At 69.6% G+C, this 22,613-nt stretch carries 20 protein-coding genes, 1 tRNA gene and 1 pseudogene; 12 read left to right on the top strand and 10 right to left on the bottom strand.

Features of this window, described 5'->3' with window-relative positions; all coding sequences use genetic code 11:
• Nucleotides 1-103, top strand: a pseudogene (locus ACE3UA_RS16690) (IS5/IS1182 family transposase); the annotation flags it as partial.
• A 414-nt stretch (nt 104-517) separates the two neighbouring features.
• Complete coding sequence (locus ACE3UA_RS16695; protein ID WP_374647144.1) at nt 518-1,618, top strand: pyridoxal phosphate-dependent aminotransferase; 1,101 nt, start codon at nt 518-520, stop codon at nt 1,616-1,618.
• On the opposite strand, the gene ACE3UA_RS16700 is transcribed toward ACE3UA_RS16695, so the two are convergent.
• The 3 genes from ACE3UA_RS16700 to ACE3UA_RS16710 all read right to left on the bottom strand — a co-directional run bounded on the left by ACE3UA_RS16700 (nt 1,619) and on the right by ACE3UA_RS16710 (nt 4,895).
• Entirely contained in the window at nt 1,619-1,999 is a 381-nt protein-coding gene (locus tag ACE3UA_RS16700) for a DUF4177 domain-containing protein (RefSeq protein ID WP_374647146.1), read from the bottom strand.
• A gap of 109 nt (nt 2,000-2,108) precedes the next feature.
• On the bottom strand, nt 2,109-3,620 hold the full coding sequence (gene gatB, locus ACE3UA_RS16705; RefSeq protein WP_374647148.1) for an Asp-tRNA(Asn)/Glu-tRNA(Gln) amidotransferase subunit GatB: 1,512 nt from the start codon (nt 3,618-3,620) through the stop codon (nt 2,109-2,111).
• A gap of 66 nt (nt 3,621-3,686) precedes the next feature.
• Complete coding sequence (locus ACE3UA_RS16710) at nt 3,687-4,895, bottom strand: hypothetical protein (RefSeq protein ID WP_374647150.1); 1,209 nt, start codon at nt 4,893-4,895, stop codon at nt 3,687-3,689.
• Nucleotides 4,896-5,073: 178 nt separating this feature from the next.
• On the opposite strand from ACE3UA_RS16710, the gene ACE3UA_RS16715 reads away from it, so the two are divergent.
• Entirely contained in the window at nt 5,074-5,589 is a 516-nt protein-coding gene (locus ACE3UA_RS16715) for a transglycosylase SLT domain-containing protein (RefSeq protein ID WP_197644571.1), read from the top strand.
• Here the strand turns inward: ACE3UA_RS16715 and pepN are convergent.
• Nucleotides 5,577-8,150 (bottom strand): aminopeptidase N, encoded by a 2,574-nt coding sequence (gene pepN, locus ACE3UA_RS16720; RefSeq protein ID WP_374647152.1) that lies wholly within the window; start codon nt 8,148-8,150, stop codon nt 5,577-5,579. The genes ACE3UA_RS16715 and pepN overlap by 13 nt on opposite strands.
• Before the next feature lie 121 nt (nt 8,151-8,271).
• Here pepN and ACE3UA_RS16725 point away from each other — a divergent pair, with 121 nt between their 5' ends.
• Nucleotides 8,272-9,633, top strand: a complete 1,362-nt coding sequence (locus ACE3UA_RS16725) for an FAD-binding domain-containing protein (protein ID WP_374647154.1) — start codon at nt 8,272-8,274, stop codon at nt 9,631-9,633.
• A 40-nt stretch (nt 9,634-9,673) separates the two neighbouring features.
• Here the strand turns inward: ACE3UA_RS16725 and ACE3UA_RS16730 are convergent, their stop codons facing one another.
• From ACE3UA_RS16730 to ACE3UA_RS16740, 3 genes are read right to left on the bottom strand one after another with little or no spacing between them, the layout of a single operon-like run.
• The gene (locus tag ACE3UA_RS16730; protein ID WP_374647157.1) at nt 9,674-10,561 is read right to left on the bottom strand and encodes an SRPBCC domain-containing protein; all 888 of its coding nucleotides are present in this window, start codon (nt 10,559-10,561) and stop codon (nt 9,674-9,676) included.
• On the bottom strand, nt 10,558-11,034 hold the full coding sequence (locus ACE3UA_RS16735; RefSeq protein WP_374647159.1) for an SRPBCC family protein: 477 nt from the start codon (nt 11,032-11,034) through the stop codon (nt 10,558-10,560). The genes ACE3UA_RS16730 and ACE3UA_RS16735 overlap by 4 nt, the downstream gene beginning before the upstream one ends.
• Complete coding sequence (locus ACE3UA_RS16740) at nt 11,031-11,372, bottom strand: helix-turn-helix transcriptional regulator (protein ID WP_197644416.1); 342 nt, start codon at nt 11,370-11,372, stop codon at nt 11,031-11,033. The genes ACE3UA_RS16735 and ACE3UA_RS16740 overlap by 4 nt, the downstream gene beginning before the upstream one ends.
• Nucleotides 11,373-11,556: 184 nt before the next feature.
• Between ACE3UA_RS16740 and ACE3UA_RS16745 the strand changes: the two genes are divergently transcribed.
• Nucleotides 11,557-13,698 (top strand): malate synthase G, encoded by a 2,142-nt coding sequence (locus ACE3UA_RS16745; protein WP_374647161.1) that lies wholly within the window; start codon nt 11,557-11,559, stop codon nt 13,696-13,698.
• Nucleotides 13,699-14,045: 347 nt separating this feature from the next.
• Here ACE3UA_RS16745 and ACE3UA_RS16750 read toward each other — a convergent pair.
• Nucleotides 14,046-14,135 (bottom strand) — tRNA-Ser (locus tag ACE3UA_RS16750).
• A 240-nt stretch (nt 14,136-14,375) separates the two neighbouring features.
• Here ACE3UA_RS16750 and ACE3UA_RS16755 point away from each other — a divergent pair.
• The 3 genes from ACE3UA_RS16755 to tmk are packed head-to-tail and all read left to right on the top strand — an operon-like array spanning nt 14,376 to nt 17,323.
• A complete protein-coding gene (locus ACE3UA_RS16755; protein ID WP_374647163.1) occupies nt 14,376-15,530 on the top strand; it encodes an SPOR domain-containing protein in 1,155 nt (384 codons plus the stop codon).
• Nucleotides 15,531-15,541: 11 nt separating this feature from the next.
• Nucleotides 15,542-16,705 carry a D-alanyl-D-alanine carboxypeptidase family protein gene (locus tag ACE3UA_RS16760; RefSeq protein ID WP_374647165.1) on the top strand — a complete coding sequence of 388 codons (1,164 nt, stop codon included), beginning with the start codon at nt 15,542-15,544 and terminating at the stop codon, nt 16,703-16,705.
• A complete protein-coding gene (gene tmk, locus ACE3UA_RS16765) occupies nt 16,706-17,323 on the top strand; it encodes a dTMP kinase (RefSeq protein ID WP_374647167.1) in 618 nt (205 codons plus the stop codon). It abuts the gene before it with no gap.
• Nucleotides 17,324-17,331: 8 nt separating this feature from the next.
• On the opposite strand, the gene ACE3UA_RS16770 is transcribed toward tmk, so the two are convergent.
• On the bottom strand, nt 17,332-17,754 hold the full coding sequence (locus tag ACE3UA_RS16770; RefSeq protein ID WP_374647169.1) for a VOC family protein: 423 nt from the start codon (nt 17,752-17,754) through the stop codon (nt 17,332-17,334).
• Nucleotides 17,755-17,872: 118 nt separating this feature from the next.
• Here ACE3UA_RS16770 and ACE3UA_RS16775 point away from each other — a divergent pair, with 118 nt between their 5' ends.
• From ACE3UA_RS16775 to ACE3UA_RS16790, 4 genes are all read left to right on the top strand, one after another.
• Entirely contained in the window at nt 17,873-19,003 is a 1,131-nt protein-coding gene (locus tag ACE3UA_RS16775; protein ID WP_374647171.1) for a DNA polymerase III subunit delta', read from the top strand.
• Between the two features lie 6 nt (nt 19,004-19,009).
• Nucleotides 19,010-19,828 carry a TatD family hydrolase gene (locus ACE3UA_RS16780; RefSeq protein ID WP_374647173.1) on the top strand — a complete coding sequence of 273 codons (819 nt, stop codon included), beginning with the start codon at nt 19,010-19,012 and terminating at the stop codon, nt 19,826-19,828.
• Nucleotides 19,828-20,631, top strand: a complete 804-nt coding sequence (locus ACE3UA_RS16785; protein WP_374647175.1) for an MBL fold metallo-hydrolase — start codon at nt 19,828-19,830, stop codon at nt 20,629-20,631. Before ACE3UA_RS16780 ends, ACE3UA_RS16785 begins: the two co-directional genes overlap by 1 nt.
• 75 nt (nt 20,632-20,706) lie before the next feature.
• Nucleotides 20,707-21,645 carry an AEC family transporter gene (locus tag ACE3UA_RS16790; RefSeq protein ID WP_374647177.1) on the top strand — a complete coding sequence of 313 codons (939 nt, stop codon included), beginning with the start codon at nt 20,707-20,709 and terminating at the stop codon, nt 21,643-21,645.
• Here ACE3UA_RS16790 and ACE3UA_RS16795 read toward each other — a convergent pair.
• The gene (locus ACE3UA_RS16795; RefSeq protein ID WP_374647179.1) at nt 21,642-22,613 is read right to left on the bottom strand and encodes an ABC transporter permease; all 972 of its coding nucleotides are present in this window, start codon (nt 22,611-22,613) and stop codon (nt 21,642-21,644) included. The two genes, ACE3UA_RS16790 and ACE3UA_RS16795, sit on opposite strands and share 4 nt — an antisense overlap.

Here is a 22,613-nt window from a genome sequence, read left to right on the forward strand (position 1 = left end):
ACGTCTGAAGGACTGGCGCAGGGTCGCGACCCGCTACGATAGATGCCCAAAAGTCTTCCTCTCCGCCGTCGCACTCGCCGCAACCGTCATGTTCTGGCTATGATCCGAGAACGAGTCCTGACCCTACCTCCGTCTCGGGTCTTCGCAACAATGGGAAGGGTCGCGGGCGGTCGGGCGCGGGACCATGATCTGGATCAATTCCAAGTCACGCCGCGATGTGGCAGACCGCCGCAGATAATTGTTATTGCGCAATAATCCTGACAGAATCCCACGGGAACCCGCCTCTCGCCGCGAAGTCGCGGCTCGCACGATCTCGCCGTCACGCGCTGCCCTGCGGCGGCCTGTCATCGGCCGGGAAGGCCGCCGGAAGCGGCCGGCGTTGCGGCAAAGGGTGCCAGTTGCCCGGCCAGACAGATGCCAGACGCCTGCCAGACGGATGCCAGACGCGTCTACCCGGTTTCCTGCCACAGCGCAGACCCCCTTGCGAAGCCCCCGGCCCCGTGCCAGCCTTCCGCGCATGAGCCGCTTCCTCACCCCCCTCGCCGCCCGGCTTCCCGCCACCGTCCCCTTCACCGGGCCCGAGGCGCTGGAGCGTCGCTCCGGCATCCCGTTCCGCGCCCGGCTGGGCGCGAATGAATCGCTTTTCGGCCCCTCCCCCAAGGCCGTCGCGGCGATGCAGGCGGCCGCAGGCGGGGCCTGGATGTATGGCGATCCCGAAAATCACGATCTGAAACAGGCACTTGCCGCGCACCACGGCGTCACGCCCGCCCATGTCGCGGTGGGTCCGGGGATCGACGGCCTTCTCGGCCTGATCTGCCGCCTGACGCTGGAGCCCGGCACCCCCGTGGTCACCAGCCTCGGCGCCTATCCAACCTTCAACTTCCACGTTGCCGGCCATGGCGGAAGCTTGACCCGCGTGCCCTACAAGCACGACCACGAGGACCCGGAAGCCCTTGTTTCCGCAGCGAAAACCACCGGCGCGCGACTTGTCTACCTCGCCAACCCCGACAATCCGATGGGCAGCCACCACCCCGCCGCAGTGGTCGAGGACATGGTGGCGAACCTCCCCGACCATTCCCTTCTGATCCTGGACGAGGCCTATGCCGACCTCGCCCCGCCGGGCACGGTGCCAATGATCCCGGCGGATCATCCGCAGATGATCAGGATGCGCACCTTTTCAAAGGGTTACGGCCTCGCAGGTGCGCGCGTCGGCTATGCGATCACCAATCCCGAACTTGCGCTCGCCTTCGACAAGGTGCGCGACCATTTCGGGATGGCCCGCGCCTCCCAGGCCGGGGCCCTGGCGGCGCTGCGGGATCAGGACTGGCTGAAAAGCGTACAGGATCTGACACTTGCCGCCCGCGCCCGCCTCTCGGCCATCGCGGTGCAGAACGGGTTGCGGCCCCTGCCCTCGGCCACCAATTTCGTCACCATCGACTGCGGCCGCGACGGGGATTACGCAGGGAAGGTGCTGGCAGAGCTGGGACGCCGTGGGGTGTTCATCCGGATGCCCGGCATCGCCCCGCTCGACCGTTGCATCCGCATCAGCCTGGGCGACGGTCAGGCGCTTGATATTCTTGAGGAAACCTTGCCCCTGGCCCTGAAAGCCGCGGGCTGATCACTCGGCGGCGAGCTTGGGGTTGACCGGGCCGACAGCCGGAGCGGCGCCGGAAAGCGGCACCTCGGCCGGGCCGAGCCGCGGGGCCGAAACCACGGCGGTCTCGGCCGCCACCAGGCGCAAGGGCGCCGAGGCGTCAGCAAGCGCGCCCAGCTGGCGGCGGAACACCAGCACGTTCTGGAAGGTGGTCCTGGTCCCGGTCAGCCCGGCCCTTTCGTCACAGGGCAGGCTGTCGGCGCGGACATAATCCCAGCCCTCGGCCCCGAGAGCATTCATCAACTGGGTCAGCGTATGGGCAAAGCGGTCCTCGGTGGACTTCACGCCCCGCGCCTTCTCGCCGCGCTTGGGGGCGGGAATGACCTTGTATTCGAAGCGCTGCATCCTGGTCTCCGGCCTTGGGTCGGGCAAGGAATATGGCATTCGTCCCTCGACCGCAAATCACGGAAGCTTTCCCCGGCAGAACCGCGCCGGTCGGGCGACAGCCGGAGCGTCAGAGCCCCAGCTTCGCCGCCACCAGCGCGTTGACCGTGGCCGGGTTCGCCTTGCCGCCCGAGGCCTTGATCACCTGGCCGGTGAACCAGCCGGCAAGCTTTGGATTCGCCTTGGCTTTTTCCACCTGTTCCGGGTTCGCGGCGATGATCTCGTCCACCGCCTTTTCGATGGCGCCGGTGTCGGTGACCTGCTTCATCCCCCGCGCCTCGGCGATCTGCGCCGGGTCGCCGCCCTCGGTATAGACGATCTCGAACAGGTCCTTGGCCATCTTGCCGCTGATCGTGCCGGCGGCGATCAGGTCGATGATCCCGCCCAGTTGCGCGGCGGAAACCGGGCTTTCGGTGATGTCGTGGCCTTCCTTCTTCAGCCGGCCGAACAGCTCGTTGATCACCCAGTTCGCCGCCATCTTGCCGTCGCGGCCCCTGGCCACCTCGTCGAAATAGCGGGCCGAGACGACTTCGGCGGTCAGCACGTTGGCGTCATAGTCGGTCAGGCCGTAGTCGGCCATGAAGCGGGCCTTCTTGGCATCCGGCAGTTCCGGCATCCGGGCGGCGATGTCGTCGACCCAGGCCTGCTCGATCTCCAAGGGCAGGAGGTCGGGGTCGGGGAAGTACCGGTAGTCATGCGCCTCTTCCTTCGAGCGCATCGAGCGGGTCTCGCCCTTGTCGGGGTCGTAGAGCCGGGTTTCCTGCACGATGCTGCCGCCGTCTTCCAGAATGGCGATCTGGCGGCGGGCCTCGTAGTCGATCGCCTGCTGGATGAAGCGCATCGAGTTCATGTTCTTGATCTCGCAGCGCGTGCCAAGATGGCTGAAGTCCTGCGTGGCCTGATACTTTTCGTACTGGCCCGGCCGGCAGACGCTGACGTTCACGTCGGCGCGCAGGTTGCCGTTCTGCATGTTGCCGTCGCAGGTGCCAAGATAGCGCAGGATCTGGCGCAGCTTGGTGACATAGGCCGCCGCTTCCTCGGGCCCCCTTATGTCGGGGCGGGAGACGATCTCCATCAGCGCCACACCCGTCCGGTTGAAGTCGACGAAGGACAGGTTCGGGTCCATGTCGTGAATGGATTTGCCGGCGTCCTGTTCCAGGTGGATGCGTTCGATCCGCACGCGGCGGGCGACGCCGGGGGCCATCTCCACGATCACCTCGCCCTCGCCCACGATGGGGTGGTAGAGCTGGCTGATCTGGTAGCCCTGCGGCAGGTCGGGGTAGAAATAGTTCTTGCGGTCGAAGGCCGAGACCAGGTTGATCTGCGCCTTGAGGCCAAGGCCGGTGCGGACCGCCTGCTCGACGCAGAATTCGTTGATCACCGGCAGCATCCCCGGCATCGCGGCATCGACGAAGGAGACATTGCTGTTCGGCTCGGCCCCGAAGGCGGTGGAGGCGCCCGAGAAGAGCTTGGCGTTCGAGGAGACCTGGGCGTGGATTTCCATGCCGATCACCAGTTCCCAGTCGTGCTTCGCCCCGGCGATCACCTTGGGCGCGGGCGCGGTATAGGTCAGGTCAAGCATCTGGTTTCCTCGGCGCTGTCGTCGCGCCGGGTTTAGGCCGCGCGGGCGTTCGGGGCAAGGGGTCCGTCACGCGCGCGGGATGCGGCTGCCCAGCCCCTCGCCCCAGCGGACGATCCGGGCCCCCCGCGCCAGGGCCGGGCCGAAGACCTCGGCCAGCGCGAAGGCAAGGCTGTCGGCGCCATGCGTCCAGCAGTCCAGGTGGATTTCCTTGACCCGGTTCCACAGCACGTCCGACAGGGCGGCCCGGGCCTTGGTCAGTTGCCAGACCGCATCCGGCCCCGCCTCGCGATAGTCGTGCACCATGCGGGTCAGAAGGTTGGCCGCGATATTGGCGCGGTGCTGGCAGCCGGTCGCATCCTGATAATCCGCCAGCGCCGCGACGAACAGTTCGACATCCAGGTTGGGCAGGAAATCCCCCAGCCTTTCCTGCGCCGCGATGTGGAAGATGGCATAGGCCGCCCTTCCGGTGGCCCCCCGCGTCATGCCGGCGGCGCGCCGGGCCTCCTTCTCGAAGCCTTGCAGCGAGCCGAACCAGTCGGGGAGCATGTCGATGGCATGGGTGGCGTGGACGGCGGCATCCAGCGGGTCGAGGTCGCACCAGTCCTCGAACCAGTCGCGGCAAAGCCCGGCCCCGTCCTCGATCCCGCGCACCAGAAGATAGCGCGTTCCGGCCAGCAGCGGCGACATCAGCTCGATCGGGTCGAAGGACAGGAGCAACTCCTCCGCCTCGGCGTAATGCGCGGCGCTTTCGGCCGCGAGATCGCGCGACAGCTGGCCCTGCCCCGCCGCAAGAGCCAGCGCCGCGCCGAAATCGACATGGGCCTGCGCCAGGAGATGCGCGGCGGCGTGATTCTCGGGGTGCATGGCCAGGACGGCATCGAATCGGGCCAGCTCGATCCGGGCGGCGTCCCAGTCCTGCCGGTCAAGCGCCGCAAGCAGCGCGCCGCGCAGCCCTTCGCTGATCAGCGCCGCCACCCGCCGCCCGCCCGAGGCCATGCTGCGCTGTTCGTCGGCGAAGCGCAGGGATTCCAGCAGATCGGCCCATTCCCCGGCCTCTGCCATGCGGGCGTGATCGGCGCGAATGCAATTCCATTCAGTGACTTCCGGGCCCAGCCGCAGCACCGGAACCTCAAGCCGCGACAGCACCAGATCGGCCCGGATCCCCTCGGCCCGCCAGGACGCCGGGGCCGTGCCGCCGACCAGCCGGGCGGCGTCTTCCTGCCGATCGCGGCCGGTGCGGGTTTTCACATGCAGAAGCGAGGGGGTAATCAGCATCTCGAATTTCCTGGGCGGTCCATGGGGCCGCCATGGGTGCAAGCATGGCTCAGATCAGGGCGGAATGATGGAAATGCGGTGGATTTCAGGTGACGCCGGCCGGCGCCTGGCAGCAATTTCGGCAGTGATTGCGGCAACTTCGCTGTCGGCCTGCGTTCCCGCCGGCACCGGCGACAGGATGTCCTTCGCGGCCCTTCCGATGCAGTGGGACCACCATCCCGAGGCCGAGGAATGGACCGAATCGACCATGGTCGCGATCTCGACCAAGGACCCGATTCTGTCGGAACGCGTGCCCGCCGACATCGGGACCTGGTGCCCCGGCTACCCCGACGCCTCGGTCGAGGAACGCCGCGCCTTCTGGACCGGGCTTCTTTCGGCGGTCGCGAAATACGAGAGCACCTGGAACGAGAAGGCCTCGGGCGGGGGCGGGCGCTGGATCGGGCTGATGCAGATCTCGCCGCGCTCGGCCGCCAATTACGGCTGCGAGGCGACCTCGGTCGGCGCGCTGAAGGACGGCGAGGCCAATCTGGAATGCGCGGTCGAGATCATGTCGACCCAGGTCGCCAAGGATGGCCTCGTCGCCGGCGGCGGCAATCGCGGCATCGGCCGCGACTGGGCGCCGCTGCGCTCGGGCGAGAAGCGCGCCGCGATGGCGGCCTGGACCCGCGCCCAGCCCTATTGTCAGGCCGGCTGACCCGCCGCCAGCATCCGCTCCGCCATTTCCCGCAGGTCGCCGCTGAGACCCGGCGCGGCCAGGATCCGCTCCAGCTCGGCCTGCGCCAGCCTGCGCCGCGCGGCGTCATAGCGCGGCCAGGTCTCGAAGGCGGTCGAGACGCGGGCCGCCGTCTGCGGGTTCAGGGGATCGAGCCGCAACAGCCAGTCCGCCACCACGCGATAGCCCCGGCCGGAGAGGTGGTGGAACCCGGCGTGGTTCGCCGCCAGCGCCCCCACGACCGAGCGGAAGCGGTTCGGGTTCTTCCAGTCGAAATCCGCCCGCGCGGCCAGCCGTTCGGTCAGGTCCGCCGCCTCGCCCGGCGCGGCCAGCCCCACCTGGAGGGCGAACCACTTGTCCATGACATTGGCGTCGCCCCCCCAGCGGTCGGCGAAGGCCTGCAATTCGGCCGCCCCCTGGCCTGCGTCCAGCAGGGCGGCCAGCGCGCCGATCTCCTCGGTCATGCTGCGCGCCCCGGCAAAGGCCTCGGCCGCCAGTTTCCCGCCGTCCCGCCGCGCCAGCAGCGCCAGCGCCGCCAGCCGCAGCGCCCGCCGCCCCGCCTGTTCCGCCGAGGGCGAGAATTCCGCCCCCTCGTCCAGATCGCGGCATAGCTGCACCAGCCCCTCGCCCAGCCGGATCGCCAGCGCGCCCGCCAGCGCGCGGCGGGCGGCATGGATCCGCGCCGGGTCCGGGATCCGGCCCATGGCATGGATGGTCTGCGCCATGTCGTCCTCGGCCGGAAGCCGCAGGCAAAGCGCGCGGAACGCCGGGTCCAACCCCTCGTCGAAGGCCACCGCCGCCACCGCGTCCAGCCAGGCCGGGCTGGGCGGCGCGTCCTGCAGCACCATCGCGGCCATGACATCCTTGGCCAGCGCGCGTCCCGCCTCCCATTTGTTGAACGGGTCGGTGTCATGCGCCAGAAGGAAGGCGCGTTCCTCGGGCGGGGCGTCCCGCTCCAGCACCACGGGGGCCGAGAAACCGCGCAGGATCGAGGGCACGGGCCGCGCCGCCAACCCCTCGAAGCGGAAGCTCTGCCGCTCCTGCGTCATCTCCAGCATGATCGTCGGCACCACCTCGTCGCCGTTCGGGTTCAGAAGGCCGACATTGATCGGGATCACCCGGGGCGCCTTCTCGGGCTGGCCGGGGGTGGGCGGGGTCGCTTGCGTGAAGGTCAGCGTATAGACCCCGTCCTGCCAATCCTCGGCGACCTGCAGCCGGGGGGTGCCGGCCTGGGAATACCACAGCTTGAACTGCGACAGGTCGCGTCCCGTGGCATCCTCGAACACCTTCAGCCAGTCCTCGATCGTCGCCGCATCGCCGTCATGGCGGTCGAAATACAGATCCAGCGCCCGCTTGTAGCCCTGATCGCCGACCAGGGTCTTCAGCATGGCGATGACCTCGGAGCCCTTCTCGTAGACGGTCGCGGTGTAGAAATTGTTGATCTCGACAAAGCTTTCGGGCCGCACCGGATGGGCCAGCGGCCCCGCATCCTCGCGGAACTGGCGGGCGCGGAGTGCCACGACCTCCTCGATCCGCCGCACCGCGGCCGAGCGCATGTCGCCGGAGAACTGGTGGTCGCGGAAGACCGTGAGGCCCTCCTTCAGGCAGAGCTGGAACCAGTCGCGGCAGGTGATGCGGTTGCCGGTCCAGTTGTGGAAGTATTCATGCGCGATGATCGCCTCGATCCGGGCGTAGTCGTCGTCGGTGGCGGTCTCGGGGCTGGCCAGGACATAGCGGGAGTTGAAGATGTTCAGCCCCTTGTTCTCCATCGCGCCCATGTTGAAATCGTCGACCGCGACGATGTTGAACACGTCCAGGTCGTATTCCCGGCCATAGACCTCCTCGTCCCAGCGCATCGAGCGGATCAGGCTGTCCATCGCATAGGCGCAGCGGTCCTCGTCCCCCGGGCGCACCCAGATGTGAAGGTCGACGGGGCGGCCCGAGGCGGTGGCGAATTTCGCCGAATGGGCGCGAAGATCGCCTGCCACCAGCGCGAAGAGATAGGCGGGCTTCGGCCAGGGATCGTCCCATTCCGCCCAGCCGGGGCCGGAGCCGACCGGATTGCCGTTCGACAGAAGCACCGGCAGGTCGCTCTCGATCCGCACCTTGAAGCGGGACATCACATCGGGGCGGTCCGGGTAATAGGTGATCTTGCGGAACCCTTCCGCCTCGCATTGGGTGCAATACATGCCCTTGGACATGTAAAGCCCCTCCAGCGCGGTATTGGCCTCGGGCGCGATCTCGACCTCGGTCTCCAGCAGGAACGGAGCCTCGGGCAGGTCCTCGGCCGCGATGGCCAGCCCCCCGTCATCCAGCGCCGGGGCGACCGCCTGCCCGTCCACCGCACAGGCGACCAGCCGCAGCCCCTCGCCATCCAGCCGCAGCGGATGGCGCCCCGGCCGGGCCGGGTTCGGCGCCAGATGCAGCCGCGCCAGCACCCGCGTCGCCCCCGGCGCAAGGCGGAAGGTCAGGTCCACCCGCTCCACCAGATGCGTGAAGGGCTGGTAATCGGCCAGATGGATGGTCTTCTGCGCGTCGAGCATGCGGCACTCCCTTTGCGCACAAGCTAAGCCCCTGCGCCGCGGGCGCAAGTGGGCGGGTGCAAGTGGGGCCGGACGCAATGGGTGCTTTACGAATCCGCCGGCGACGCTAGATCTATGTTCCATGAATGTTCTCGTCTGGCTGAAACGCGACCTGCGGCTGCACGACCATCCGGCCCTGACCTTTGCGGCGGGCCTCGGTCCCGTGCTGCCGGTCTATATCGCCGAACCCTCGCTCTGGGCCCCGCCCGATGCCTCGGCCCGGCAGTGGGACTTCGTGGCCGAAAGCCTGGTGGACCTGCGCGAGGGGCTGGCGGGCCTGGGCCTGCCGCTGGTGATCCGCCTGGGCGAGGCGGCGGAGGTGCTGGACCGGCTTTGCCGCCAGCACCGGATCGCCCGGATCATCAGCCATCAGGCGACGGGGACTCCCGCCGACCGGGCCCGCGACCGCCGGGTCGCGGCCTGGGCGCAAGGCGCGGGGGTGGAGTGGAGCGAGGTGCCGCAGCCCGCCGCCGACGCCGACCCCGCCGCACAGCCGCCGCCACCGCCCGCCGCCCGCGCGGTCCCGGGCGTGGAGCCCGGCGCGATTCCCGGCGCCCGCGCCCTGAAGCTCGCGCCCGATCCCTGCCCGCACCGCCAGCTTGGCGGCAGGACGAGGGGGCTCGACCTCCTCGACAGCTTCCTCGCGCGTCGCGGCGAACCCTACCGCAGCGCCATCGCCTCGCCCCTCGCGGCCGAGCGCGCCTGCTCGCGCCTGTCGCCGCATCTCGCCTGGGGCACGCTCTCGGCACGCGAGGTGGCGCAGGCCACGGCCATCCGCCAGGCCGAGCGCCCCGGCGGGCGCTGGACCGGGGCGCTGGCCGAGTTTCGACGCCACCTCGCCGCCCGCGACCGGCTCCTGCGGGAGGAAGGGCCCGATCCGCGCGGGCATGGGAGCGGAGCCGCCCGCCTGCAGGCCTGGGCAGCGGGCGAGACCGGCCTGCCCTTCCTCGACGCCTGCCTGCGCTATCTGCGGGCGACGGGCTGGCTGAGTTTTCCGCTGCGGTCGCTGGTGGCGTCGGTCGCGACCGGGCCGCTCGGCCTCGACCCCGAGGCGGCGGGACAGGACCTGGCGCGGCGCTTCACCGATTACGCGCCCGCGATCCACTGGCCGCAGATCCTGGCGCTGTCGGAGGGTTCCGGGCGGCAGCGCCCGCCGAATCCGGTGCGACAGGGCCTGCGGCAGGACCCGACGGGCAGCTTCACCCGGCGCTGGCTGCCCGAACTGGCCGCCGTTCCCGACGCCTTCCTGCACGAGCCCTGGAAATGGCCCGAAGCGCGCCGCCTTCTTGGCCACCGCTATCCCGAGCCGCTGGTGGACTTCGCCAGCGCCCCCCGCCCGGCGCGGAAAGCCCCGGCCCGGCGGGGCCAGGCCGCGCAGCTGGTGCTGGACCTCCAGGCTGCCCTGCCCTGCCGGGTGCCGCCGATTTCCGAACGGAAATCGTGACGGAATTCTCCTTCAGAATTCCGCGCGCCCGGCCGCGGCGTCAGTCTGCACCGACAAAGCGCGCAAGCTTGCCCAGCGTCTGCAACCCCAGTTCCACCGCGCCGAACTCCTTCGCCTGCCGGAACTCCTGCGCCGTCGCGAAGATCATCCCCAGCGTCACCCGGGTCGCCCCGCCCTCTTCGGCGAACATCGCCCAGGCATCGGCATGTTTCGGCCCGTTCTCGCCCCAGTGCAGCGCATAGTCCAGCCGCGCCTCGGGGACCACTGCGCCATAGCGGTGGTGGTTCGGGAACACCGTCCCGTCCGGCCCGATCATGTCGAAGACCCATTCGCCCCCTTCCCGCAGGTCGATGCGTGCGGTGCGGCAGGAATAGCCCTCCGGCCCCCACCATCGCGGCAGGGTCTCGGGATTCATCCAGGCCCCCCAGACCAGCCGGCGCGGCGCCTCGATCACCCGCTCCAGCAGCATCATCCGCTCGGCCACGCCGCGCAGGTTGTCGAGCCCGCCGCCAAAGCCCTGCCGGTAGCCTTCCGCCATGTCCTCGGCCAGCGAGGAAAGCTGCACCGTCACCGCGATCCGGCTGCCCTCGCCCCGGGGCGCGAACTCGGCCGTCACCAGGGCGGCGGACTGGGCGATGCCTTCGGCCGAGATCACCTCGTGGTTCACGCAGCATCCGGGCGCCAGCACCAGCCAGCCGCTTTCGCAGCGGATCTCGGGCGGCCGGGGCCCGCGGCAGATCGAGACTTCGCGCCCGCCCGGCCGCGGGTCCGATTCCAGGATCTCCACCGTCACCTCCGGCGAGGGCGCGGACCAGACCGCCCGCGCGGCGGGGGCGGTCCAGGCCTGCCGCAGCACCGTCACCGGCGCGTCGACCGCGCGGTCGAAGGCCAATGTCGCGAAGCGGCCGCCTTCCGGATCGGGGATCATGTCATCAATCCCTTCGCATAAGCTTCCAGCTGCGTCGCCACCGTGCCCCAGCCGTCGAAGAAGCCCATGTCCTCATGCGCCTTGCGGGTGTCCGGATTCCGGTGCCGGGCGATGGCGGTATAGGTCGTGCCGCCGCCGGGGGCATCGGCGAGAAGCAGGATCGCGGTCATGAAGGGTTCGGGCGCGGGTTTCCAGCCTTCGGTATAGGCATCGGTGAAGACGAGCTTTTCCCGCGGAACCACCTCCAGGTAGACGCCATGGTTGTCCATCACGTTGCCTTCGACCTCGAACGTCGTGTTGAAGCGGCCGCCGGCGCGCAGGTCGATGTCGACCGCGGTCACCTTGTGCGGTTTCGGCACGAAGAAATGCGGGATGTGCTTCGGATCGGTCCAGCATTCCCAGACCAGCTGGCGTGGCACGGCCAGGGTGCGGGTGAAGCTCAGGTCGGTGGCGGGGTCCAGATCGGGGGTCATGTCGCGCGCTCCTGCATCAGGGTCATCACATAGTCGTCCAGCCGGTCGAGCCGCGCCTCCCAGATCGCGCGCTGCTCCTCCAGCCAGTCGCGCACCGGGGCCAGCGCCTCGGGGACCAGCGCGCAGGACCGCACGCGGCCATCCTTCTGCGTCGCGACCAGCCCCGCCTCTTCCAGCACGGCAAGATGGCGCATGATCGTCGGCAGCCGCAGCCCGGTGGGGCCGGCAAGCGCGCTTACCGCCGCCGGGCCGCGCGCCAGGCGGGAGAGCATCATCCGCCGCGTGGGATCGGACAGCGCGTGGAACAGAAGCGACAGGTCGGGATCATGCTTAGCCATATCACTAAGTAACACATGATCACCCCCCGCGCAACCGACAGTTCGCCACCTGACTAAGTTTATTCGCTGCCGATTCAGACAGGTGCTTTTCGCCTTTGCCACATAATCCCCGCCGCCGCCGTCCTTGCCCCGCCCCGCCCCCGGCCGGTATCCTGACGCCCGCATTCCAGCGGAGGAAACGAGGATGGCACGGGTCGAGCGGTCGGGGCTGAAGGTCGACGGACAACTCGCCGCCTTCGTCGAGGACGAGGCCCTGCCGGGCACCGGGATCGCGCCCGCCGCCTTCTGGGACGGGTTCGCCGGCCTGCTGCAGGAGTTCGCGCCGCGAAACCGCGCGCTCCTGGCCCGGCGCGAGGCGCTGCAGGCCGAGATCGACGCCTGGCATGTCGCGCGGCGCGGCAAGCCGCATAACCACCTGGCCTACCGCAGCTTCCTGGGCGAGATCGGCTATCTTCTGCCGGAAGGCCCGGCCTTCGCCATCGAGACCGCCAATGTCGATCCCGAGATCGCCCGCGTCCCCGGACCGCAGCTGGTGGTGCCGATCACCAATGCCCGCTATGCGCTGAACGCCGCGAATGCGCGCTGGGGCAGCCTTTACGACTGCCTTTACGGCACCGACGCCATGGGCTCTGCCCCGCCCGCCGGCGGCTATGACCGCGGCCGCGGCGCGCGGGTGGTGGCCCGCGCGCGGGTCTTCCTGGACGAGGCTTTCCCGATCGCGGGGACCAGCCATGCCGACGTGCGCCGCTATGTGGTCAAGGACGCAGCACTGCTGGTCGACGACCTGCCGCTGGTCCAGCCCGAGAAATTTGCGGGCTACCGGGGCAATCCGAAGGCGCCGGATTCGGTCCTGCTGCGCAACAACGGGTTGCATGTCGAGCTGGTCTTCGACCGGGCGCATTTCATCGGCTCGCGCGACCAGGCGCTGCTGGCCGACGTGCAACTGGAAAGCGCGATGACCGCGATCATGGATTGCGAGGATTCGGTCGCCTGCGTCGATGCCGAGGACAAGGTCGGCGCCTATCGCAACTGGCTGGGGCTGATGCAGGGCAACCTTGCGGAAGCGTTCGAGAAGGCGGGCCGCACGGTGGAGCGGCGGCTGGCGGCGGACCGGGAATATCTGGACCCGAACGGCAGCCCCTTCACCCTGAAGGGCCGCGCGCTGATGTGGGTGCGCAACGTCGGCCACCTGATGACCAACCCGGCGATCCTCTTGCCCGACGGTTCGGAAGTGCCCGAGGGGCTGATGGACGCGATGGTGACGGTGGCGATCGCGCTGCATGACCTGAAGAAGACCGAGGGGATGCGGAACTCGGTCCTGGGCTCGGTCTATGTGGTGAAGCCCAAGATGCACGGGCCGGAGGAGGTCGCCTTCGCCGACGCCGTGATGGCGCGGGTCGAGGCGGTGCTGGGCCTGCCGGCCAATACGGTGAAGCTGGGGATCATGGACGAGGAGCGGCGGACCTCGGTCAACCTGAAGGAATGCATCCGGGCCGCCAAGGGGCGGGTGGCGTTCATCAACACCGGCTTCCTCGACCGGACCGGGGACGAGATCCATACCTCGATGGAAGCCGGGGCCTTCAGCCGGAAGGATTTCATCAAGCGGAAGTCCTGGATCACCGCCTACGAGAACCTGAACGTCGACATCGGGCTGGAATGCGGCCTGTCGGGCAAGGCGCAGATCGGCAAGGGGATGTGGGCGATGCCCGACCTGATGGCGGCGATGCTGGACGAGAAGATCGCCCATCCCCGCGCGGGGGCCAACACGGCCTGGGTGCCCTCGCCCACGGCGGCGACGCTGCATGCGCTGCACTATCACAAGGTCGACGTCCTCGCGGTGCAGGCGCGGCTGGCCAAGGGGGGCCGCAGGGCGCAGGTGGACGGGATCCTGGAGATTCCGCTCGCGACCTTCCAGGGCTGGACCCGCGCCCAGGTGCAGCGCGAGGTCGAGAACAATGCCCAGGGGATCCTGGGCTATGTGGTGCGCTGGATCGACCAGGGGGTCGGCTGCTCGAAGGTGCCGGACGTGAACGACGTGGGCCTGATGGAGGACCGGGCGACCTGCCGGATCTCGGCCCAGCATGTCGCGAACTGGCTGCATCACGGGGTGGTCTCGGAAGGCGAGGTCATGGCGGCGATGCAGAAGATGGCGGCCGTGGTGGACCGGCAGAACGCGGCGGATCCGCTATACGTTCCCATGGCGCCGGGGTTCCAGGGCGCGGCCTTCCAGGCGGCCTGCGAGCTGGTCTTCAAGGGCCGGCAGCAGCCTTCGGGATATACCGAGCCCCTGCTCCACGCCTGGCGGCTGCGGGTCAAGGCGGGGTGAGACGCCAAGGGGGCAGTCTTTCCTGCCTGCGCGACCCCTTCGGGACGGGTTTTGAATCAAGCGCCTGGCGGCCTGGGCCTCTTGCCTCCGGCCTTCGGCCAACCGGCGCGGCGCCGAGGAGTCATCCCCAACTCCCGAGAGTATCCGGGAAAGACTCCGCCCCAGTCGTGAGCTACCCCCCGGAATCCGGACAGTGGCGGACGCTGCGGATGCCAAACAGGGACGCGCGCCATTTCGGACGGCTGTCTTCCCTGCGATTTCAGGTCTCCAGAGGGCCGGACTGGCCGCAAGCCCCGGAAAACGCGCCACAATTCGTAAAAATCGCTCAATATCAATGTCTTATGTCATGGCGGAGGAGGTGGGATTCGAACCCACGGCAGGGTTTCCCCTGCGTCGGTTTTCAAGACCGGTGCGATAGACCACTCCGCCACTCCTCCGACAGGGGCGGCATACGCGGCGGCCGGTGATTCTGAAAGGGAAGCCCGGCAGAGATTTTCCGCTGATCCGAAGCGGGGCGGGACCGCTCGGCCCTTTCCACGGCAGGGCAAAGCCGGTATGTTTGCGCCCAAGGCAGGCGTATTCCGGTCGGAAAGGGCGGCAACAGCCCGGCCAGGCGGTCATCCGGCGGGAAGTATACAGGCAATGCGGCTTCAGACCGCGCCATTTCGAGGCGGACCATGGCACGAGCAGTTTTCCGGCACATCGCCCTTACCCTTTCGGCAGGCGCCCTTCTGATGGGCTGCGTCGAGGGCGGGGGAAAAGGCGCGGCCAAGGGTGCCGGGGCGGGTCTTGCGGCCCCGGCCGCCGCGCGCGGCACGGCGCAGGAGGTCGAGGCGCCCGAGGTGTTCCAGACCACCGACAGCGGTCTCTGGGACGGGCGGCCCTCGCTGGGCGGGATCTGGGTGGCCTCGCCGGATGCGACGGATCCCGAACGGGTGGTGATGTTCAATCCGGCCACCGGCAAGACGGTCACCGGCGCGCTCTTCCGGCGCGAGCGGGACAATCCGGGGCCGAAGCTGCAGGTGTCCTCGGACGCGGCCGAGGCGCTGGGGATGCTCGCAGGCCAGCCGACCGAGATCCGGGTGACCGCGCTGCGCAAGGTCGAGGTCGCCGAAGCGGCCCCGGCAGAGCCCGCCAGCGCCGATGCGGCGACGGCCGGCGGCAAGTCCGCCCCGGATGCGGCCGAGACCGCCGCCCTTGCGACCGCCGCCCTTGGCGCGACCGATGCCGCCACGGCCCCTGCCGCCGGCGTCACTGACGAAGCCACGGCCGAGCCCCCCGCCCCCGAGGCTCCGAAGCGCAAGACCTGGAAGGAGCGCCGCGCCGAGGCCAAGGCCCGCCGCGAGGCCGAGAAGGCCGCCAAGGCCGCCGCCGCCGCCGGGGCTGCTGCGGGCGCGGCCGGAGCTGCCTCGGTCGTCGATCCCGCCGCCGGCGCGGTTGTCGCGATCGAGACCGCCCCTCTGGATGCCCGCAGCGCCGAGGCGCGCGGAAGCGCCCCCGGAACTGCCCCTGCGCCCGCGCCCGAGAAGAAGACCCGCCGCCAGATCAAAGCCGAGCAGGAGGCGGCCGCCGCCGCTGCCGCCGAAGCAGCGCCCGTCACCGAGACGCCCGCCGCAACGGCCGGCGCACGGCCGATCCTGATCGCCTCCTTCTCGAAGGAGGACAACGCCAGGCGCGCCGCCGAGGCCCTGGCCAAGATCGGCATCACCGCCGGGACCGAGAAATCCGACCGCGACGGCAAGGCCGTCTGGGGTGTGGTCGCCAGCGGCGACGCCGCCCTTCTGGACAAGATCAAGGCCGCCGGTTTCGCCGACGCCTACTTCCTCAAGTAGAAAGCCCGCCCATGTTCCACCGCCTGCGCCCTGCCCTGGTCCTTGTCGCCCTTGCCCTGGCCGCCCTGCCCGCCCGCGCCTTCGAGACGGCGGCCACCGCCGCCTGGGTCTATGACATGACCACGGGCACGGTGCTGATGGACAAGAACGCCGACCAGCCGCTGCCCCCGGCCTCGATGTCCAAGCTGATGACGATCAACATGCTGTTCGAGGCGCTGAAGGACGGCCGGGTCACCATGGACACGACCTTTGCTGTCTCGGACCGCGCGGTCGAGATGACCCGCGCCGGCGGATCGACCATGATGCTGCAGCACGACGACCGCCCGACGGTCGACGAGCTGATCCACGGCATGATCGTGAATTCGGGCAATGACGCCTGCGTCGTCGTGGCCGAGGGCCTGGCGGGGACGGAGGAGGCCTTCTCGGCCCAGATGACCCAGCGCGGCCAGGCCCTTGGCATGACCGCCTCGACCTTCGCCAATGCCAGCGGCTGGCCGGATCCGAGCCACCGCATGTCGATGCGCGACCTTGGCATCCTGGGCAAGCGGCTGATCGAGGACTTCCCGGAATACTATCCGATCTTCGCCCAGACCGAATACAGCTACAAGGGCCGCTCGCCCGACAACCGCTTCAACCGCAACCCGCTGCTCAGCCTGGGGATCGGGGCCGACGGGCTCAAGACCGGCCATACCTCCGAGGCGGGCTATGGCCTCGTCGGCTCGGCCAAGCAGGGCAACCGGCGGATCATCTTCGCGATCACCGGCCTGCCGACCGATCAGTCCCGCGCCGAGGAAGCCGAACGCATCGTCGCCTGGGCCTTCCGGCAGTTCTCGGAAAAGACCGTGGCGCGGACCGGGGTGCGGGTGGCCGAGGCCGAGGTGCATCTGGGTGACGCCGACAGCGTGGGCCTGGTCCCCTCCGAGGATGTGAGCCTGCTGGTTCCGGCGCTGGTGCAGGACAAGGTGACGGCCGAGGTCATCTACAACGGCCCGCTCCTTGCCCCGGTCGCCGCCGGAACGCCGGTGGCCGAGTTGATCATCCATGTCCCCGACCTGCCCGACCGCAGCGTCCCCCTGGTGGCCGAGGCCGATGTGGGCAAGGCCGGCTTCCTCAAGCGCCTCACCACGGCGGCCGAGGCGCTTTACGCGCGCTATGTCGGGTCACCGGCCAGCTGAATGGCGGGCCTGTTCCTCAGCCTGGAAGGGATCGACGGCTCGGGCAAGTCGACGCAGGGCCGGCTTCTGGCCGACCGTCTGCGCGACCGGGGCCATGCCGTCACCCTCACGCGCGAACCGGGCGGCAGTCCGGGGGCCGAGGAGATCCGCCGCCTGGTGCTGGAGGGCGCCACCGACCGCTGGTCGCCGGAAACCGAGATCCTGCTGTTCACCGCCGCGCGCCGCGACCATCTGGAAAAGACCATCCGCCCGGCCCTCGCGCGGGGCGAGATCGTGATCACCGACCGCTTCGCCGATTCCACCCGCATCTTCCAGGGCATCACCCGGGGCGACCTGTCGGAAACGGTGGACCGGCTGCACGCGCTGATGATCGGGGTCGAGCCCGAGCTGACGCTGCTTTTCGACCTTGACCCCGCGACCGGCCTGGCCCGCGCCACCGCCCGCGCCGGGTCCGAGCAGCGGTTCGAGGACATGGGCCTGGCGTTCCAGACCCGCGCCCGCGCCGGCTTCCTTGACCTCGCCACCCGGCATGACCGCTTCCGGGTGATCGAGGCCGACGGCCCCCCCGAGACGGTGGCCGCCCGCGTCTGGGCCGCCGTCGCGCCGCATCTGGCCTGAGCCGCGCGTCAGCCCTCCGGCAGCATCGCCGGGTTCCAGGCCACCTCCCACAGATGCCCGTCCGGGTCGCGGAAATAGCCGGCGAAGCCGCCGTAGAACGTATCCTGCGGCCGCTTCACCACCTCGGCCCCGGCCCGCTCCGCCGCCGCCATCACCGCCGCCACCTCATCGCGGCTACGGACGTTATGCGCCAGGACGAAGCCTGTCGGGCTGACCGGCCCCGGCTCGAGGCCCGTGTCATGCGCAATGTCCGCCTGCGCCCAGAGCGCGAGCTTCAGCCCGCCCGCCAGCGGAAAGAAGGCGACCGCGCCATGCTCGAACTCCTGGCCGATGATGCCATCGGTGGGCAGGCCCAGCCCGTCGCGGTAGAAGCGGACCGCGCGTTCCAGATCGGCCACGCCCAGCGTGACCAGCGAGAGCCTCGGCTCCATGGCGCCCTCCTGTTTCCGGCCCAGTGTCGCCGCGCATCCACCCCCGGTCAACGGCCGCAGGCTGGGCAATCCGCCCATCCCCCTTCCCCCCGCCCCGTCACCTGTGCAATCTGCCGCCATGGCCGAGAAAGACCCCCTGCCCGAGCCCGACCGCCTGGAAGGTGCCCCCCACCCGCGCGAGACCCGCGTGCTTTACGGCCATGCCGCGCAGGAATCCGCCTTCCTGCAGGCCCATGCCTCGGGGCGGCTGCACCATGCCTGGATGCTGACCGGGCCGAAGGGCGTCGGCAAGGCCACGCTCGCCTGGCGCGCGGCGCGCTTCCTTCTGGCCACGCCCGCGAGCGACGGCGGCATGTTCGCCCCGCCGCCGCCCGAAACCCTCGACATCGCCGAGAGCCACCCCGTCGCCCGCCGCCTGCTGCAACTGGCCGAGCCGCGCCACTTCCTGCTCCGCCGCGGCCCGAACGACAAGGAAACCGCGCTGTCGCAGGTGATCTCGGTCGAGGAGGTGCGGAAGATGAAAAGCTTCTTCGCCCTCACCGCCGCCGATGGCGGGCACCGGACCGCGATCATCGATGCGGTGGACGAGATGAACACCGCCGCCGCCAATGCGCTGCTGAAACTGCTCGAGGAGCCGCCGCCGCAGGTGACGCTGTTCCTGATCGCGCACCAGCCCGCGCGGCTCTTGCCCACGATCCGCTCGCGCTGCCGCGAATTGCGGCTGGCGCCGCTCGGGCCGCAGGACCTTGCCGATGCGCTGACCCAGGCCGGCGGCGAGGTCGCGCCCGGGGACCGCGCCGCGCTGGCCGAGCTTTCCGGCGGCTCGGTCGGCGAGGCGTTCCGGCTGACCAATCTCGACGGGCTGAAGCTCTATACCGCGCTGACCCGGCTTTTCGCCAGCCTGCCGCGCCTCGACCGGCCGCAGGCGCTGGCCCTGGCCGAGGTTGCGGGCGCGCGGGGCGCGGCCGAGACCTTCGACCTTGTCGTCACGCTGATCGACCTCCTCCTCGCCCGCCTTGCCCGCCATGGCGCGACCGGCATCCTGCCGCCCGAGGCCGCGCCGGGCGAGGCCGCGCTTCTGGCCCGCCTCGCCCCCGACCCCGGGTCCGCCCGCGGCTGGGCCGAACTGGCGCAGACCCTCTCGGCCCGCGCCCGTCGCGGCAAGGCCGTCAACCTTGACCCTGCCGCGCTTCTGATGGATATGCTCCTGAAGGTCGACGATACGGCGGGTTCCCTCGCCCTGAGGTAAGCCCGCATGTCCCCCGCCGAAACCGCCCTGCCCGATCTCGTGGACAGCCACTGCCATCTGGATTTCCCCGACCTTGTCGGCGAACTGCCCGAGGTGATCGCCCGCGCGCAGGCCGCCGGGGTGCGCCGGATGGTCACGATCTGCACCCGGCTGCGGAACGAGCCCGCCGTCCGCGCCATCGCCGAGGCGCATGCGCCCGTCTTCTACGCCGCCGGCACCCATCCGATGAGCGCGGCCGAGGAACCGCTCGCCACGGTCGGGGAACTGGTCGCGCTGGCCCGGCATCCGAAATTCGTCGGCATCGGCGAGACCGGGCTGGACTATCATTACACCGCCGAGACGAAGGCGATCCAGCAGGTCTCGCTGCGCCTGCATATCGAGGCCGCGCAGGAAACCGGCCTGCCCTTGATCATCCATTCCCGCGATGCGGACCAGGACATGGAGACGATCCTGGCCGAGGGCATGGCGCGCAAGCCCTACACCTGCGTCATGCATTGCTTCTCCTCCGGCCCGCGCCTGGCCGAGGCGGCGCTGGAGATGGGCTTCACCCTCTCGATCTCGGGCATCGCGGCCTTTCCGAAAAGCCAGGAATTGCGCGACATCTTCCTGCGCGCGCCGCTGGAGCGGCTGGTCCTGGAGACCGACAGCCCCTATCTGGCGCCCCCGCCGCATCGCGGCAAGCGCAACGAGCCGGCCTATGTCGCCCATACCGCCCGCGCCCTCGCCCCCCTTTTCGGCCTGTCGCTGGCGGATTTCGCGGCCCGCACCACCGCCAATTTCGACCGGCTCTTTCCCCGCGCCGCCGGTGCGCGACGGGCCGCCTGATGGCCCGGCTGAGCTTCACCATCCTCGGCTGCGGCTCCTCGGGCGGGGTGCCGCGGCTTGGCGGCGACTGGGGCGCCTGCGACCCGGCGAACCCGAAGAACCGCCGCCGCCGCTGCTCGCTTCTGGTGACGCGCGAAAGCGGGGCCGGGATGACAAGGGTGCTGATCGACACCGCGCCCGACATGCGCGACCAGCTTCTGGACGCGGGCGTGGGCACGCTGGACGGGGTGGTCTATACCCACAGCCATGCCGACCACATGCACGGGATCGACGACCTGCGGCAGGTGGTCTTCAACCTGCGCCGCCGCCTGCCGGTCTGGGCCGACGGCCCGACGCAGGAGGCGCTGCTGTCGCGCTTCGGCTATGCCTTCATCCAGCCCTCGGACAGCCCCTATCCGCCGATCCTGGACCTGCACACGATCGACGGCCCGGTGACGGTCACCGGCGCGGGCGGGCCGGTGACGCTGACGCCGTTCCGGGCCGAGCATGGCAGCATGGACGCGCTCGGCTTCCGCATCGGCCCGCTGGCCTATCTGCCCGATGCCGTCGACATCCCCGAGGCGAGCTGGACGATTCTCCAGGGCCTCGACTGCTGGATCGTGGACGCGCTGCGCCGCAAGCCGCATCCGACCCATGCCCATCTGGCGCTGGCGCTGGAATGGATCGCCCGTGCGAAACCCGCCCGCGCCGTGCTGACCAACATGCATATCGACCTCGACTACGAGACGCTGCGGGCCGAGTTGCCGCCACATGTCGCCCCGGCCTTCGATGGGATGACCGTGACCTATGACAACCTGCCCTGACCCGGCGCTTTCATACTGGCGCAAATATCCCACGGGGGGTCCGGGGGGTGTGAAACCCCCCGGTCGCCGGCCAAGATGAGCGCGCTTCTCGACGTCATCCTCCCGGTCTTCCTGGTGATCGGCTTCGGCTATGTCGCCGCGCGCTGGCTGGGCTTCAGGGATGCGGCCGTCGACGGGGTGATGCATTTCGCGCAAGGCTTCGCGCTGCCGCTCCTCCTCTTCGCCTCGATCGCGCGGCTGGACCTGGGCCGGGCCTATGACCCGGGGCTGATGCTCAGCTTCTACATCGGCGCGCTCTCGGGCTTTGCCGCCGGCTTCCTTGCGGGCCGGGTCCTCTTTGCCCGCCCGGTGACCGACAGCATCGCCTTCGGCTTTGTCGGGCTCTTCTCGAACTCGCTCCTCCTCGGCGTGCCGATCACCGAGCGCGCCTATGGCGCGGCGGCGCTGGAGGGGAACTTCGCCATCATCTCGCTGCACTCGCCGCTGTTCTACACGCTCGGCATCACCGCGATGGAACTGGCGCGGTCGCATGGCCTTGGCCTTTCCGCCGCGACGCTGGTCCGGCAGGTGCTGCGCGCGATCTTCAGCCAGCCGCTCGTGATCGGCATCCTCTGCGGCTTCGCGGTCAACCTCCTGGGGCACGGCCTGCCCGAGATCGTCTGGTCGGCGGTCGACATGGTGACCGCCGCCGCCCTGCCCGCCGCGCTTTTCGGCCTGGGCGGCGTTCTTCACCGCTACCGGCCCGAGGGCGACCTGCGCGCCATCCTGGTCCTGTCGGCGATATCGCTTGTGCTGCATCCCGGGATCACCTGGATGCTTGGCACCCGGGTGTTCCAGCTCGATGACAGCGCATTGCGCTCGGCGGTGATGACGGCGGCGATGGCGCCGGGGGTGAACGCCTATGTCTTCGCCAATATCTACGGGGTCGCAAAAAGAGTGGCGGCCTCGACCGTCCTGGTCGCGACCGCCACATCCATCCTCAGCGTCTGGTTCTGGTTGCAGGTCCTGCCCTAGCGGCCGGTGACCCCGCGCAGCCGGTCGGACCGGCGGCGCAGAAGCTCGACCGTGGCCAGCAGGAGGACCGAGATCACGACCAGGATCGTCGCCACCGCCAGGATCGCCGGGCTGATCGCCTCGCGGATGCCGTTGAACATCTGGCGCGGGATGGTCTGCTGGTCGGGACCGGCGATGAACAGCACCGCCACCACCTCGTCGAAGGAGGTGACGAAGGCGAAGAGCGCGCCCGAGATGATGCCGGGCAGGATCAGCGGCATGATCACCTTGAAGAAGGTGGTGCGCGGATTGGCCCCCAGCGAATGCGCCGCCCGGATCAGCGACTGGTCGAAGCCGGTCAGCGTCGCGGTCACGGTGATGATCACGAAGGGGATGCCCAGCACGGCATGGGCCACGATCACGCCCAGATGCGAGTTCGCAAGGCAGCCCTTCTCGGACAGGAGCCAGCCGAAGACCAGACCCATCGCGCTGTCGGGCGCCACGCAGGCCTTGGCGAAGAAGAAGCTCATCCCCACCGCGATGATGATGATCGGCACGATCATCGGGCTGATCAGCAGCGCCATGATCAGCCGGCGATAGGGCATCTCGGGCCGCGACAGGCCAAGTGCCGCGATCGTGCCCAGCGTCGTCGCCAGGATCGTCGCCCAGAGCCCGACCCAGAACGAATTCTTCGCCGCCTGCACCCAGGTCGCCCGCTCCCAGACCGCGGTCCACCAGGCGGAATCGCGCGGCGCATCCGGCGTCGGATGGCCCAGCGTCAGCAGCGTGTCGTACCAGCGCAGGGAATAGCCTTCGGGATCGAAGTCCAGCATCTTCGGGGTGAAGGTGAAATAGGGCTCGGCGTTGAACGAGAGCGGGATGACCACCAGGATCGGCGCGATCAGGAACAGGAAGACCAGACCGCAGATCACGATGTAGGTGTAGTACCAGGCACGCTCCAGCGGCGAGGCATAGGTGGGAAGGGCCAT

Origin of the sequence: Tabrizicola sp., assembly GCF_041919135.1 — a bacterium.
In the GTDB taxonomy this organism is placed as follows: domain Bacteria; phylum Pseudomonadota; class Alphaproteobacteria; order Rhodobacterales; family Rhodobacteraceae; genus Tabrizicola.